Origin of the sequence: Paraburkholderia sp. GAS334, assembly GCF_050436625.1 — a bacterium.
GTDB lineage: Bacteria > Pseudomonadota > Gammaproteobacteria > Burkholderiales > Burkholderiaceae > Paraburkholderia.
Window position 1 is genome coordinate 106,669 of the sequence record NZ_JBNDMO010000017.1, and the last position, 15,269, is coordinate 121,937.

14 protein-coding genes are annotated in these 15,269 nt (G+C 62.4%); 8 read left to right on the plus strand and 6 right to left on the minus strand.

All coding sequences use genetic code 11. The features are described from left to right. Nucleotides 1–65: 65 nt before the first annotated feature. Both P3T21_RS26320 and P3T21_RS26325 read right to left on the minus strand, forming a co-directional pair. Nucleotides 66–560 carry a ProQ/FinO family protein gene (locus tag P3T21_RS26320; protein ID WP_429258898.1) on the minus strand — a complete coding sequence of 165 codons (495 nt, stop codon included), beginning with the start codon at nt 558–560 and terminating at the stop codon, nt 66–68. A gap of 438 nt (nt 561–998) precedes the next feature. Further along, on the minus strand, nt 999–2,396 hold the full coding sequence (locus tag P3T21_RS26325) for a molybdopterin-dependent oxidoreductase (protein ID WP_429258899.1): 1,398 nt from the start codon (nt 2,394–2,396) through the stop codon (nt 999–1,001). A 226-nt stretch (nt 2,397–2,622) separates the two neighbouring features. Between P3T21_RS26325 and P3T21_RS26330 the strand changes: the two genes are divergently transcribed. Continuing rightward, the gene (locus P3T21_RS26330) at nt 2,623–3,093 is read left to right on the plus strand and encodes a cupin domain-containing protein (protein WP_429258900.1); all 471 of its coding nucleotides are present in this window, start codon (nt 2,623–2,625) and stop codon (nt 3,091–3,093) included. A gap of 684 nt (nt 3,094–3,777) precedes the next feature. Here the strand turns inward: P3T21_RS26330 and P3T21_RS26335 are convergent. Together P3T21_RS26335 and P3T21_RS26340 are read right to left on the minus strand one after the other, a co-directional pair. Then, nucleotides 3,778–4,200 carry an ACT domain-containing protein gene (locus tag P3T21_RS26335; RefSeq protein WP_429258901.1) on the minus strand — a complete coding sequence of 141 codons (423 nt, stop codon included), beginning with the start codon at nt 4,198–4,200 and terminating at the stop codon, nt 3,778–3,780. 363 nt (nt 4,201–4,563) lie between these two features. Then, nucleotides 4,564–5,541: an SDR family NAD(P)-dependent oxidoreductase gene (locus P3T21_RS26340; RefSeq protein ID WP_429258902.1), complete on the minus strand. Its 978-nt coding sequence runs from the start codon at nt 5,539–5,541 to the stop codon at nt 4,564–4,566. Nucleotides 5,542–5,664: 123 nt separating this feature from the next. Between P3T21_RS26340 and P3T21_RS26345 the strand changes: the two genes are divergently transcribed. From P3T21_RS26345 to P3T21_RS26365, 5 genes are all read left to right on the plus strand, one after another. Next, entirely contained in the window at nt 5,665–6,243 is a 579-nt protein-coding gene (locus tag P3T21_RS26345) for a TetR/AcrR family transcriptional regulator (protein ID WP_429258903.1), read from the plus strand. A 428-nt stretch (nt 6,244–6,671) separates the two neighbouring features. After that, nucleotides 6,672–7,541, plus strand: a complete 870-nt coding sequence (locus tag P3T21_RS26350) for an ABC transporter substrate-binding protein (protein ID WP_429258904.1) — start codon at nt 6,672–6,674, stop codon at nt 7,539–7,541. 73 nt (nt 7,542–7,614) lie between these two features. Beyond that, on the plus strand, nt 7,615–9,141 hold the full coding sequence (locus P3T21_RS26355; protein ID WP_429258905.1) for an amino acid ABC transporter permease/ATP-binding protein: 1,527 nt from the start codon (nt 7,615–7,617) through the stop codon (nt 9,139–9,141). Between the two features lie 8 nt (nt 9,142–9,149). Beyond that, nucleotides 9,150–9,824, plus strand: coding sequence for a GntR family transcriptional regulator (locus P3T21_RS26360; RefSeq protein ID WP_429258906.1), 675 nt, complete (start codon nt 9,150–9,152; stop codon nt 9,822–9,824). Nucleotides 9,825–9,934: 110 nt separating this feature from the next. Then, complete coding sequence (locus tag P3T21_RS26365) at nt 9,935–10,789, plus strand: urea carboxylase-associated family protein (RefSeq protein WP_429258907.1); 855 nt, start codon at nt 9,935–9,937, stop codon at nt 10,787–10,789. 65 nt (nt 10,790–10,854) lie between these two features. On the opposite strand, the gene P3T21_RS26370 is transcribed toward P3T21_RS26365, so the two are convergent. Next, complete coding sequence (locus P3T21_RS26370) at nt 10,855–11,631, minus strand: maleate cis-trans isomerase family protein (RefSeq protein WP_429258908.1); 777 nt, start codon at nt 11,629–11,631, stop codon at nt 10,855–10,857. After that, a complete protein-coding gene (locus P3T21_RS26375) occupies nt 11,628–12,872 on the minus strand; it encodes a D-amino acid dehydrogenase (RefSeq protein ID WP_429258909.1) in 1,245 nt (414 codons plus the stop codon). The genes P3T21_RS26370 and P3T21_RS26375 overlap by 4 nt, the downstream gene beginning before the upstream one ends. Nucleotides 12,873–13,144: 272 nt before the next feature. Here P3T21_RS26375 and P3T21_RS26380 point away from each other — a divergent pair, with 272 nt between their 5' ends. Together P3T21_RS26380 and P3T21_RS26385 are read left to right on the plus strand one after the other, a co-directional pair. Next, nucleotides 13,145–14,344, plus strand: a complete 1,200-nt coding sequence (locus P3T21_RS26380; protein WP_429258910.1) for a branched-chain amino acid ABC transporter substrate-binding protein — start codon at nt 13,145–13,147, stop codon at nt 14,342–14,344. Between the two features lie 25 nt (nt 14,345–14,369). Next, a complete protein-coding gene (locus P3T21_RS26385) occupies nt 14,370–15,269 on the plus strand; it encodes a branched-chain amino acid ABC transporter permease (protein WP_429258911.1) in 900 nt (299 codons plus the stop codon).

The following is a 15,269-nucleotide window of genomic DNA, read 5'->3' on the forward strand; positions in this document are numbered from 1 at the left end:
GTGACCGACGCCAGCATCCCGCGCGACCGTGATGAACGCCCGGGGCTGATGCCAATGACAGATGATTACGCTGCTGCAGGGTCAGCTTCACTATCGCGCGTTTCCGGCGCGGCCGACCCGCCGCCCTTTCCAGGAGCCCTGGCGCGTTTCGTCTGGCTCCGTGCGAACGCCGAATCACGCGCCGTAACCTGACCCGCTGCGGCGCCGGTCAGGTCCACGCGAACCGCACCGTCGATCAGGGCAGCCCAGTAACGGCTGCCTCGACACCAGGTGCCGAGCGCGTCACGTATCTCGGCTTTACTCAACCCGAGCGGGCCGGCATGCAAAAGGATGTCCTCGAGTATCCCGAGCTTCAACGGTACTTTCGGAGCGGGGTTTCGCGGAAAGGTTGCGGGAAAGCGCTTCTGCAGCTTGCCAATGACGAGCACCACCGGATCGACCGCCGTTTGCCTCGTCCTGGGACCGCGGGCATTTTTGGGTTGACGTCGAGCTGCTGCCGTCTTCTGCTCTGCTTCCTTGGTGAGCTGTTTTTTCAACTCCACCAGTTGTTCGAAACCCATGCTGCACCCTGAAGAAAAGATGACGAATTCTAGCAGGCATGTTTCACGGTTCCCGTAAATGTGGGGTACTCGCATGGCTGCTTTCGAGCAGTTCATCAGACCGTTGACGTTTAGGCTCGTTCGACGCCTGCCAGCAACGCGCGGTGGCGCATTCACATTCGTGCGGACGATGGCAGGCATCGAACAACCCTAAACGGACTCGGTCCGATGCCGAACTTCCGTAGCCGACCCGGGAGAGTCACTCGAACAGCAATGACGGCCGTCCGCTTTGCGGCTGAGATGAGCCGATTGCAGATGCCCCTCCGTTTAGCGCTCGCTCGCCTGCCTCTGCCAACCTTCGAGACTGAAAGAAAGCAGCCATGCGCGGACGTCGGAAAACTTTGGTCAAAGAGAAAATAACGACGGGAGGCGTTCAGCACGGAAAATCGAGTCGACCGCTTACACTATCCGAACCGGCACTTCGTGGATAACGTTGTTGCCGTAACCTAGCCGGTTCCATTCGGCGTGTTCGGGCTGAGTGCGGCCGGCAAGATCGGTGGCCCGGACGCGCAAGGTGACGACGCCCGGCTCATGGGCTCGTGTGATCAGCTCCCACCACTGCCAGCTGTGACGCTTGCGCTCGCTCACGAGACGAGCCTCCTGCCAGCTTCCTCCGCCCACGCTTATGTCCACGCGCGCAATCTGAGCGGCACCGGACCAGGCTACACCGCGAATGGCCAGCTCACCGCGCCGGACTTCCTGATCACGCGCTGGCTCGGTGATCAAAGCCCGCACGTGCTGCAGCGTGACCGGCTCGCGGACGGTCTGGCCATCGCGTTCCCATTCATACCAATACTTGTCGGCCTGGTAATGCCCGGCGAACGGCCAGTCGATGAGCTCGATATCCGTCAGCCATTTGACCGACGCCACGGCATACCAACCCGGGACGACGAGGCGCACGGGATAGCCGTGCTGAATAGGCAACGGCTCGCCGTTCATCGCGTACGCCAGCAGCACGTCAGGATCGCGAGCATGACCAAGCTGGAGACTGCGCTCGAAGTGCAACGGTCCTGCGTGGCCCTCCATGGTTCCGCCGTCCGCGCCCCGGAACATCACCTCGGTCGCGCCCGTGCGCACGCCAGCCCGGTCCAGGACTTCCGCCAGCGTCACGCCGGTCCACTCTGCCGTGCTGACGGCACCCAGATCCCATTTCTCGCCCTCGATGGGCGGGTCGAACTTCGTGCGGCCGTTTCCGGCGCACTCGAGGGTCACGATCCGCGTCTGCGACGGCATGTTGTGGAGGTCGCGCAAGCTTAGGTTCAGTTGCCGTTCTACGAGGCCGCCAACGGCAAGCCGAAAGGCGGCCGGGTCGAGGTCGGGGATCTGGAAGTGATTGCGGACATAGAAGTGCGCGTTCGGCATGACCACGCCGCCGATCAGTGCAGGAATCGAAGTCTCACAGTTGAGCGGATGCGCGCGATGGACCACCAGGCCGGCTTCAATCGCATTCTGGCAGGCGGTCTCGGGATCTAGCGCTGGCACGAGTTCGCTTACGGGCAGCGCTGCGCCACAGCCGCCGCTCGCGACCACGCGTGCGCACGTCGAGGCGGGATAGATGTCGAGGCTGCCGACCATCTGGAACGGCTTCATGAACTCGCGCAGGTGGCCCTCGTCCTCAGCTTCCACGATGAGGTACAAGGTGTGCTCACCCTGCACGACGGCTTCGCCCCGGATCTCCACCCCGTGCCGCCTGACGTTTGGGCGACTCAGGTGATTCAATAGCATGGCACCCATATAGGGATCGTGAGCGGGGCAGCGCTCGGCCGCGTGCTGATGCCGCACAACGAACAGTGCCATGGTCGCTTCCCGGGACGTCGGTTCGATCAGCTTACTGCGGGTCGGTGGTCAAAGTCGAGCTCAGAAAAGATCGAACGCAGATGGTCCGGTTTATGGAATCCACAGCCTGCAGCAAGTCGCGCAGGAGAACAGATCGCAGCCCAAAGCCGCCTGGTCTCGCGATCGTCCTGTTCGCGAATTTTTCGCAGCTGTGTCGGGGATCCCTCAGCGTTCCGGGGAGCATGGTATGAATTCTCAGGCTAAGCCGAATTGGCGCGATCACGGCGTCAAGATCATTCCGGGTTCCCGCCTCGATATGAATACGCCCCAAACGCCTGGCATGACGAGAGCAGCTGCAATCACTCACGCCCGGGCGGGCGCCAGCAAACTTTGGGCCGGTGCGGTCACCATCGACGCCGACGCCAAAACGGGCGCCCACCATCATGGTGAACTGGAAAACGTCATCTACGTTGTGCGTGGCAGGGCACGTATGCGATGGGGTGAACATCTCGAGTTCGCCGCAGAGGCAGGGCCTGGCGATTTCATCTATGTGCCCCCGTTCGTACCCCATCAAGAGATCAATGCGAGCAAGACCGAGGTGCTCAGTTGCGTTGTGGTCCGTAGCGGTCAAGAGCCGATAGTCGTTAACCTGGATATCGAGCCCGCCGAGCCGCCGGACGATGTCTATTGGGGCGATCCGATTCATCCGCATCCTTAAGTGCGGCTACCCGGTTCCGCCGTCAGTTCCGGAGTCGCCTTTCGGGACCCTCTGAAGGTGGCGACAAATGACCGTCGGTCAAGCGATCAGCGCTGTGCATAAGGGGAGCCTGGGCGCTGTAAGGATCTCCCAAAAGCTGTGGCTAACCGCGTAAGCCATTCATTCAACGTCGGGGACGAGCTGCAGACAGTTGCAACCCGGCCATTCGCGGATTGAACCGGCGAAGACACGGCTCACCGTCGCGGCATCCGACGGGAGACCCCACGAACAGCGAAATCACTCTCACATGTCGGGCCCACTCTCAGCCTCAAAAGCGCCGTGCTGCGCCTCTTCGGCGAAATCGAAATCGCCGAGAGGCGGCTCAGTGTCGCGAGCATGATGTCCTGTCCGAGAGCCGGATGCGGGAGATCTGCATGTCCGGTTCGATGAGCGGGGTGTGAAAACGGAACCATGGTCAGGTTATTCGGGCACCGCCAGACGAAAGAGGCGGCAACAGACAAACCCAGCCTACAGTCGCCGCGTCACATCTCGACTCTACCGGACTGAGACCAGGCCGCTTCGCGCTCGCGTGCACGCACGGCTGCGCAGCCCGTCGAGCTGAAGTAGTTGTCCAGGGCACAGACAGGGCGACCCGGTCGCCTCGACAGGAAGAATCAGGCCAGTTCGCGGTCCGGCATCCGCTCTTCAGGCCCTCTGTAGAATGTCGATCGCCTTTTCGGCATCGTCCAGCGAGTCGACCGCGAGATAAGCAATGAACTGTGTGCCAAGTACAGCAGCGGAAACGCCGCGGAGGTTGATCCCCCCGTCTGCCAGCATCTGGGTCAATTGCGCGATGATCCCCATCTGGTCCAAACCCATTACACGGACGGAGTGAAGGCTCGGGGTGACGGTGAACCCCACCTGTGTCGCGGCCTGGATCTCCCTCTCCCCCTGCAGCGGTGCGACAAACACGACCCCCTTGCCCGATGCTTCCGGCGTGCGACGTGCGACGATGAACTGCAGGTCTACGCCCGCATCCCGCAAAGCGCTTAATACTTGCGCAAGCCCGCCCGGTTTGTCGTCGATGGTAGCGGCCCAAACATCGACGCGTTCTACGCTCAGTTCCATGGCAGTCCCTCCCGCCTGATGCATCTCCCAATAAAAATCTACTTCACCAACGGCACGCAAGCAAGGCCGGCAGCGTAAGCGACACACGGAATGCCCGGAATCCCCGGGGCCGGCACTGTGCGCCCTGGAAACGACCGGTTTCGGTTTGTTTATCGTCATGCGACGCTTCTTGCCGGCAAGCTGCGGATATAGCCGGCGCCGACCATCCGGTCGCGCCCGAGAGGTTGCGGCGTCCCCGTCTGCAAGGGATGCGGTACATGCATGCACCGCTCGCGCGCGGGGCGGGACTAACGTGCCGCCGCCACAAAAAGTATTTATTCGTGCACGGACGAGAACCGTTTCAATGGCGTCCGAAGCGTCGTTTCAAAACGACTCGCCAACCATTTCTTCACTCTTGCGCCAGAGCGCATCAGCGCCCGCAGCGTCAAGCGCATAGCGTCGAACGCCTTCGCTGACGGGCGTAATGACAACATCGTCGGCAACGGTTTCGCTCACATGGCAGTTCTCGCAGTATCTGGCTCCGATGTCTTCGGCTGACGCCACCACCGCAGCCCAGACGGAAGTCGCCGCCCCTTGTGACACGGTCTTGAACTGAAACGGCCCCTGCCCCTCTGACTCAAGCTGACTGTTGATCGTTTCGAGTAGCGCCGTCATCTGGCTTTCGTCCATATGACGGGCCAGTTCTGTGTGAATCCCGCCGGGATGAACTGCGGCTGCGCGCACGCCGCGCGCCCGATGTCGCTGATCGAAAGCCACCGCAAAGAGGATATTCGCCGTCTTGGCGCGCCCGTATGCAACGAACGGATCGTAAGGCGTATGGTCGAAGCCGGGGTCGTTGCGATCCACGTCCGCGAAGCGGTGCCCCGACGACGCGAGCATGACCACTCGACCACCAGACGGGATCAGCGACGCCAACCGGTTCACCAGCAAGAAATGCCCCAGATGATTCGTGCCGAACTGCGTCTCGAACCCATCGGCTGTCTTACCAAAAGGAGTTGCCATCACGCCCGCGTTCGCGATGATGACGTCGATAGGTTTGCCGTCCTCTTGCAGCCTGTCGGCGCAAGCCCGGACGCTCTCGAGGCTCGCGAGATCGAGCGCAATCAGCTCGATGCTGCCGCCTGCCGCGGCGGCCTCGCGCCGCGCGTCAGCGATCGCCTGCTTTGCTTTTTCCAGGTCTCTGGCCGCGCCGATAACACTGGCCCCGTGCGCTGCCAACGCCCGCGCCGTCTCCACGCCCAGTCCCGCGGACACACCCGTTACAAGAATTCGCTTGCCATGAAGATCGACGCCTGCGAGCACGTCGTCCGTCGTCGAAGTCGCACCAAATTTCTCAGTCATTTCCGCCGCTCCAGCACAATGAAGGTTGACGTCATTCCCAACCTGGGATAAAAACGGAGCCTCACTCCGCTTTCCTAGATACTAAACGGAGTAACCCTCCGTTTGCAAGCATTCAACGTGCAAATGAACGATTCGACGCCAAAAGAACGAAAACCCAGAGCCGACGCGCTGCGCAATCGCGAGCGCATCCTTGAAGAAGCGAAAACGGCGTTCACGCGCGCCGGAGGCGATATCAGCCTGGAGGACGTCGCCCGCCAGGCGGGCGTCGGCGTAGGCACGCTGTACCGGCACTTTCCTACACGCGAGGCCCTACTGGAGAGCGTCTACCGTGCCGAGGTGGCGAAGCTTGCGGAAGAGGAGCGGAGACTGTCCGATTCGCTGCCCCCGCTCGATGCGTTGAGATCCTGGATGTTGCTCTTCATCGACTACATCGCTACAAAGAAGATCATCGCACCCGCATTGAATTCGATTGTCGGCGGACCGACGAAGCTATTCGAATCGTCCGGCGCGCAGATCAAGGACGCAATCCAGTCGCTCGTCATACGCGCAATCGCAAGTGGCGACATCCGCCCCGATCTTGAGCCCTTGGATCTGCTTCGTGCTCTCGTCGGCGTTTCGAATGTCGCGTCAGCTCCGGACTGGCAGAAAAGTGCAAAGAGGCTGGTCGAAATACTTTTGCTTGGATCCAGGCCACCCGAGTAGTTTCGCGACCGACCCGAACCCGCCAGTCACACTGTGAGGAAACAAGCGCCCTGTCGCGCCTTGCGAGAAGCACTGGTCTTCCATCGGCTCCCGCGTGCTCACATCCCGGCGCGATCATTTGAGAATCGTGGTCGCGAGCGTTCAAGCTCACACTCCATTCTTCGCCACGAAATGCACCGTTCCTGAACGCGTTCGCTAGTTTCACGCGCATGTAGGTGCCCGGAACTGGTGCGTCGACGATGGCCGCGCCTCTTTCGAAGACCAGGCTGCGTCTCCTGCACAGCCGCGCCAGACCCACATCACAGGATGTTCACCAACCTCGCTAGTCCCTTGGCACGCGTCATGCGTAAGCATGAATTATTGTTGAACAATATATTTTTGATTGTTCAACAATGTATATTGTCACCACCCGGACGAGCGAGAACTCCATGAAAGCCCAACTTGATCTGAAACCTGTCCTGTCCTCCCTTCCGCGCGTCGCGAAGTGCGCCGCTGCGCTCGCGCTGTGCGCCGCGTCTCACGCGTTCGCCTCGAGCGGCGCGCCGACCGTCGCGCCCGGCAAGCTGACGATCGGCGCGGATCTGACGTATCCGCCCTACGACTACATGCAGGACGCAGATCCTGCCGGCTTCGATCCCGCGTTCATGACGAAGCTCGCCGGGCACCTGAAGCTCCAGCCCGGCTTCGTCGATACGCGCTTCGCCAACCTGATCCTCGGCGTCAACGCGAACCGCTTCGACGTGATCGCGTCGGCGCTCTATGTGACGCCGGAGCGCGCGAAACAGATCGACTTCGTGCCCTACCTGAAGACCGGCGGCTCGCTGCTCGCCATGAGCCACTCCGGTTTCGCACCGAAGACGCCCGAAGATCTGTGCGGCAAGCGCGTGAGCTCGATCAAGGGTGCGTCGTGGATTCCGAAACTCAACGAGGTGTCGAAGCAGATCTGTACGCCTGCCGGCCGCGGCGCAATCGACGTGCGCGAGTTCGAGACTTCGCCGGAAGCGGCCCAGGCCGTCCTCTCGCACGCCGTCGACGCGCAGTTCGAGGACTCGGCCGTGGCGCAGATGACCGTCAACAAGCTCGGCGGACGCGTGGCGATCACGTCGACCACCCCGCTCTATCCGGTCGTCATCGGTCTCGGCGTCAAGAAAGGCAATGACGCGCTGCTCGCCCAGCTGAAGACTGCGTTTGCGTCGATGAAGCAGGCGGGCGAATACCAGGCACTGCTCAAGCAGTACAACGTCGCCGAGCCGACCGGCAATGACATTGCCCTGGCGCTCGGTACGGCACAGAACTAACGGCACGTCGCGCGCAGCCTGAGGCCGGGCACTCGCCCGCGCCCTCGTGGCTGCACGCCGTGAGGGGAAGCACATGGTATTCGACTGGCACTACACGGCTTCATTGTTGTTTGACGCCGCTTTCTGGAAAGCCACCTGGCTCGTGGTCGAATTGAGCGCCGCGACCTGGCTGATCGGCATTGTGGCAGGCTTCGCACTTGCGCTCGGCAAGCAGTCCGCCCTCATGCCGCTACGCGTCGCGTGCAGCACCTACATCTGGCTCTTTCGCAGCCTGCCGCTGCTGGTGTTGCTGATCTTTGTCTATAACCTGCCGCAGGTGCTGCCCTGGACGGGCGCCTTGTTGTCCGACCCGTTCTGGGCCGGTCTGCTGGCGCTCTCGATCAGCGAAGCGGCCTACATCGCCGAGATCCATCGTGGCGGCCTGCTGTCGCTCCACAAGGGGCAGCTCGAAGCGGGCAAGGCGCTCGGTATCCGCTTCGTCGGCCTGCAACGGCTGATCGTGCTGCCGCAGGCGTTTCGCGTCGCGCTGCCCGCGCTCATCAATGAGTACGTTACGATCGTCAAGCTGACGTCGCTCGTGTCCGTCATTTCGCTGGCGGAAATCCTGCTGGTCGGCGAACGCCTGTACACGCAGAACTTCAAGGTGCTCGAGACGATGCTGGCCGTCTCGTTCTACTATGTGCTGATTGTCACCGTATTCGGCCATGCGTTGAAGATGCTCGAGAAGCACCTCGACGTCACGCGCCGCACGCAGGCTGGGGCCGCCTTCATTCCTGTGGAAACACCACGGCCCGTGCACGCAGCGAACGGCGTTCGCACAGCGCGAGCCAGCAGCGCGGTGCGTGCGCTGGAAGCCCTCGGCATCCGCAAACGCTACGGCGATCATGAAGTGCTCAAGGGGATCGACTTGACCGTGCGCGCAGGAGAAGTGGTGTCGATCATCGGCCCGTCGGGTTCGGGCAAGACTTCGCTGATCCGCACGCTGAACGGCCTCGAGACGCTCGACGGCGGCGAAGTGCGCCTGCATGACAAGGCGTTCCTGTGGCCGCCACGCGCGAGGCATGGCAAGGTGCCGCATGCGCAGTACATGCGCGGCATCCTCGATATCGGCATGGTGTTTCAGAGCTTCAACCTGTTCCCGCATAAGACGGTGCTGCAGAATGTGACGCTCGCGCCCCACTATCACGGGCGTCTGAACGGGCCCCCGCTCGACGAAGCCGGCATGCGCTTGCTGGCAAAGGTAGGCATGGCCGCGCATGCGCACAAGTATCCGCATCAGTTGTCCGGCGGTCAGCAGCAGCGCGTCGCGATTGCGCGGGCACTGGCGATGCAGCCGTCGATTGTCCTGTTCGACGAACCGACCTCGGCGCTCGATCCGGAACTGGTCAACGAAGTACTGAAGGTCATTGAGGAACTCGCCCGGGAAGGCATGACCATGATCATCGTCACACACGAAATCAACTTTGCGTTCCGTATTTCAGACCGTATCGTGTTCATGGAAGCGGGCACGATCGTGAGCGATGCGCCACCGCACGAACTGGCGACGCTCGACAAGACTTCGCGGATCGCCAGCTTCCTCAAAGACGTCCATCTTGCATAAAACACCGTATGCCCACCTCGCACTCAACTGTTACCGCCCTCACTGGCCAGGAACCCGAGCAATCAGTCACGGACCGGATCCTGTCGACGATCCGCGACGAGATCATTGAAGGCAAATTGCCGCCGGGCACCGCACTCGTCGAGAACGATCTCACCCGGGCGCACGACGTCTCGCGCAACACGCTGCGTGAAGCGCTGCGTCTCTTGTGCCGTGAAGGGCTCGCGGTGCATTACCGGCATCGCGGCGTGATCGTGCGCACCCTGACGCGCCACGATGTGCGCGACATCTATCGGGTGCGGCGCACGCTCGAACTGCAAGCCCTGATGCGCGAGGACCCGATCGAGGAAGATGAAATCGCGGCGATGCGCGACGCAGTCGTGCACGCGCAAACTGCTGCGGACGAAGGCGACTGGCGCAGCGTTGGCACCTACAGCCTGCTGTTTCACCGGCGCATCGTGCAGTTGCTCGGCAGCCCGCTGTTCGACACATTCTTCACGACGATATTGGCGCAACTGCGCCTCGTGTTTGCCTCGGCCCCCGACGAGCGGCGCTTCCAGCGTCCCTGGATCGCGAAGGATCAGCAGATTCTGGAGCTGATCTCGAGCGGGCGCACCGCAGAGGCGAGCGCCGCGCTCGCCGGTTACCTGAAGCAATCGGAGCACGCGCTGCTCGATTACCTTTAATTCGTGTTCCTCATTCCAGCTTTATTCACCGATTCACGGCCACTGCTCGAACAGGCAACAGCGCGTAACAGGCGCAGCCTGTCCGTGTGTCTTATGAAGGAGTCTCCATCATGTTGAATTACCCCGCCGCCTATCAGTCCACCAAGGGATCCGCGCTCGACCCGGACAAAGCGTTTTATCAACGTATCGCCTCTGAGCACGATACGCGCACGCTGCTCGAATCGATCGTCGTGCCGATCCGCTCGGGTCAGGCGTGGGCCGTACCGGCCGGTCATGTGTTTCGCATCGTCACGATCGAAGGTCCGCAAGTGGCCGACCTGAACATGTGGAACCTGCACAACCCGCGCGAGCGCATGTGGGCATCGCGCACGCGCCAGTTGCAGCAGGCGCACGTCAGCACATTCGACCGTTTGTGGTCGACGCTGCCTTTCCTGCGTCCAATGGTGACGATCACCGACGACAGCCTCGCCGACTACGGCGTCGACGAGCATGGCGGCCGCGTTCACGACCTGCTCGGCACGCGTTGCGATCCGTACGTGAACCGCATGCTGACTGGCGAGGATTTCCATTTCCACTGCCACTCGAACCTGACGCGCGCAATCGCTCCGTATGGCTTGACCGAATATGACGTGCACGACGTGCTGAACGTGTTCCAGTGCACCGGGCTGAATCTCGAAGACAAGTACTTCATGAAGGCATGCCCCGCGAAGAAGGGGGATTACCTTGAGTTCTTCGCGGAAATCGACCTGCTGTGCGCGCTGTCGACCTGCCCGGGCGGCGATCTGTCGTTGCCGATGTGGGGGCCGGACGCGCGCGATCCGCTGGAGGTATGCCGTCCGCTCGGCATCGAGATCTACCGGCTCGCTCCGCAGATGCTGAAGGGATGGACCTCACCCCCGGTCGCCGCGTACAAGGGGCAGCACGGGATGACGTTGGCGCAGCCGCAGTGGAAGTGTGGGTGTTGAGCATTAGTGGATCCGGATGCTGCCGGTCGGGCAATTTGCCTGGGCCGGCGCGGCGCTTTCTACGATCAAAGCGCGAACAACCTCCCCAGATGAGGCTCGCAATCCTCCACACCGGCGAGCCGCAACGCATGCCAGGCCATCGCGAAGTTGCTCGATATCACTGGCTTGCGGGTCCTCGCCTCGAGTTCTGGAATCAGCCCGGCGACGCGCAGGCTTGTGCACGACACGAAAACCGCGTCCACGTCGGCGTTCTGTGCAAGGTGCTCGACGGCGGCTCGCAGAGACGCAGCGTCAATCCGCGCAACTTCGTTGTCGTTTGCATGCTCGAATGACGCCATACGCGTGACGCCGACACCCCGCGCCTCGATGTAGTCCCGCATGAAGCTATTGATCGCACGCACATAGGGCGTCAGCAGTGCGGCTCGCTGCACGCCGAGCGCACGCAACGCAGCGAGCGCAGCGGTGATGGGCGTGGTGCATGCGACGCCGGGACGTGCTTCGCGGATGCGCGCGAACACGTTTTCCTCGCCGATCACCATCGCGGCCGACGTGCAGCCGAACGCCACGACATCGATCCGCTCGCCAGGGCGAATCAGCGCCACCGCCGCTGCAATGCGGGAGTCCATTTCCATCAGCCGTTCGGGCGTAATGTCCGCCGAGTTGTACACGCGGCTTTCGTAGAACGCCACGCCATCCTGCGTCAGCAGCCTGCGCCATTCGTGTTCGATCGTATGATCGGTGGCGAGCACCACGAGCCCAATGGCCGCACGCCGGCAGATGCCGTCGTCCAGCACGAAATCGAGTCTTGCGTAGGCGTCGTCCGGCAGTGCACTCGTGTTCATTTCAGTGTCATCCCTGTCATGTCGATCTCGGGCTCGCGACCGGCCATGATGTCGACCAGCAGTTTCGCGGTGCCGCACGACATCGTCCACCCCATGTGTCCGTGCCCGGTGTTCAGATACAGGTTCCTGTGACGCGTGCGGCCGATCAACGGCGTACCCTCTGGCGTCATCGGGCGCAGACCGGCCCAGTGGGACGGCCTGTCATAGTCGGCGCCGCTGGGGAACAGCTCGCGTGCGGCCCGCAGCATGGTCGTGAAGTCGGCGGGTGTGTGGCGGGTGTCATAGCCGGCGAATTCCGCGGTTGCAGTAAAGCGCAGCCGCTGGCCAAAACGCGCCCACGCCACGAGGTTGTTCTCATCGACGCCGCCAAGATCCGGCGGACGGTGATCCGGCCCGACCGGGAAAGTGGCCGAGTAGCCCTTTACCGGATACACGGGTAGCCGATAGCCCAGACGACGCGCCACAATTGGCGACCAGGAACCGAGCGCCAGCACGAACTCGTCACCGCGCACGAGTCCCGCCGGCGTATGCACCCCGACTATCTGGTCGCCTGATGCCTCGATGGAACTGATCGGCCTGTCGAATTCGAAACGCACGCCAAGGCGTTCGCACGCCGTCTTCAAGGCACGGGTGAAGAGGTGTGCATCGCCGCTCTCGTCGGTAGGGCAATAGATTGCCCCGGCAATCCTGTCTCGCGCAGCCCCAAGCGCGGGTTCCCGCGCGACGACCGCTGCCGCATCGAGCGTTTTGAGCGGCAGGCCGTTGTCCTTAAGGATCGACATGTTCTGCCTGCCGCGCGCAAAAGACGCTTCGTCGCGATAGAGATACAACAGGCCGCGGCTAATGCGGTCGTATTGCAGGTGCTCGGCGGCGGTCAGCTGTTGCAGTTGCGTCTGCGCGTAGCGGCAAAGCGTGACCTTGCGCGTCGTGTTCACGCGGGAGCGCTCCGCCGTGCAGTTTCGCAGGAACTGGAGGCACCAGATCCACATGTGCGGGTCCGCGTTGAGCTTGAGCCGCAGCGCCTGCCCTTCGACGAAAAGCGACTTCAGCAGGATTTTCGGCGCACGCGGAGAGGCCCATGTATACGAATGCCCCGGTGCGACCAGGCCGGCGTTGGCAAAGCTGGTCTCGAGCGCGACGTCCGGCTGGCGGTCGATCACCGTGACCTCGCGACCCTCTTTCGCGAGGTACCAGGCTGCCGTGACGCCTGCGATTCCGCCCCCCAGTACGACGCTTTTCATGCGTAACTCCCGTACCCATGGTTCAAATATAGCGCCGCCGGCGCGTTGGATGGTGGTTTATACGCGGATACCCTAGCCCGTCCAATGTGCGGCGAGACCTATCATGAAAGGAGCACTTTCCTGACGGCGCCGCGGTGAGCCTGCCCGCCAGGCCGTTGATCCAGCAGATCATGCATTGCACGCGAACACACGTTTTCGTCCGCTTTCTGATGTCACCGGTCTATCCGCGTGGCGGATCGCTTTGATCCCTTTCACAATAAGGAGTCACTAACATGATTGCTCAGAAGAATGGCACGCCCGACGCGGTTCGCGTCTTACGGCGAACGACAATCGCGGCCATGGCCGCTCTGGCCGTGCTCGCCGGCACGGTCCCCGGCCTGGCCCGAAGCCAGGGCGCCACCATCAAGATCGGCGTGCCCGCGCCGCTATCAGGCAGCAGCGCCAATGCCGGCCAGGACATCGTCAACGGCGCAAAGCTGGCCGCCGCGAAAATCAATGCGGCCGGCGGCGTGCTCGGCAAGCAGATCGAGCTCGTGCCGGAAGACGACGCCTGCGACGCGCAGACAGCGGTACAGGCGGCGCAGAAACTTGTCGATGCGGGAGTCGTCGCGGTGGCAGGCGGTTACTGCTCAAGCGCAGCGCTGCCAGAACTGACGACCTTTCACCGTGTCGGCATTCCCTACGTGATGGACGCGTCGACCAATCCCAAACTGACCGAGATGGGCTACCAGAACGTGTTCCGCACGATCGGCCGTGACGACGAGCAGGGTCCGTTCGCCGCCAACTTCATCAAGAACTTCCTGCACGCAAAACGTGCGGCGGTCATCAACGACAACACGACCTATTCCAAGGGCCTCGCCGACAACACGGTGGAAGCGCTGAAGAAGAACGGCGTCGATGTCGTCTACGACGATGCGATCACGCCCGGCCAGATGGACTACTCGCCGACGCTAACCCATGTCGCCGCACTGAAGCCGGACGTTATCTATTACACCGGCTATTTCGCCGAAGCCGGCCTGTTGGTGAAGGAGGCGCGGCAACTGGGCCTGAAGATGACGCTGATGGGCGGCGACGCCACCAACGACCCCACGCTGATGAAAACAGCCGGCCCCGCGGCCGACGACATGGTCATCACAACGGCGCCGCTGGCACAGTTCCTGAGCGCCGCGCACGGCTATGTCGACGACTATACGAAGGCCTACGGGCAAGGTCCCGGCCCCTATTCCGTCTACGAATACGATGCCGTCGGAGTCACCGCCAAAGCGATCGCGGACGCAAAATCGACGGCGCCCGCGGCCGTCAGTGCTGCTCTGCACAAGATCTCGGGCTATCAGGGCGTGACTGGGACGATCGGCTTCAACGCGAAAGGCGACCGCAGCAACGCGGTGTATATCGTCATTACCGTGCGCGGCGGCAATTTCACGCCTTACCAGCGACTTGATTCAGGTGGACACTGGGTGGCGATGAAGTAGGCCCTGACGCGCGCCGGGCCTGGCCATGAGCACCTTTTTCCAGTTCGTCGTCGAAGGGCTGACGACCGGCTCTTTCTATGCCCTCGTCGCCCTCGGCTACACGATGGTCTACGGGATTATCCGGCTGATCAACTTCGCTCACGGCGACTTGTTCATGGTCGGTGCGTTCGTCGGCTGGACCGCTTTGACGGCGCTCGCCGCGGTGCACCTGCCGCTCGCCCTGACGCTGCTGATTGCGCTCGTCGCTTCGATGGCGGTCACCGGCGCCCTCGGCCTCGCCATCGAGCGGCTGGCCTACCAGCCGCTGTTGCGCGCGCCGCGGCTGTCGATTCTGATCACGGCGCTCGGCGTTTCTCTCGCGCTGGAGAACGGCGTGCTGCTGCTCTACGGCGCGGGCTTCGACACCTATCCGCATGTGCTCAGCCAGGCAGGATTCGATCTGCTCGGCGTGCGGGTCAGCTTCACACAGATAGGCATCATCGCGGTGAGCCTTGCGCTGATGCTGGCGCTGTATTTCTTCGTCCATCACACGTTCCTCGGCACGGCCATGCGCGCGCTGGCGATCGATCAGGACGCGGCACGTCTGATGGGCGTCAATGTCGAGCGGCTGATCCAGCTGACCTTCCTGTTAGGTTCCGTGCTGGCCGCCGTCGCAGGGGTCATGGAAGGGCTCTTCTACACCCAGATCAATTTCTTCATGGGCTTCGTGCTGGGTCTTCGTGCTTTCACCGCCGCCGTTCTCGGCGGCATCGGCAACATTCCAGGTGCGATGGCCGGCGGCATCCTGATTGGCCTGCTCGAGGCCTTCGGCGCCGGCTATGTCTCGTCGCAGTGGACCGATGTGCTGGTGTTCGGCGTGCTGATCGGTGTGCTCGTGATCAAGCCGACTGGCTTGTTCGGCGAACGCGTCGTCGAGAGAATGTAG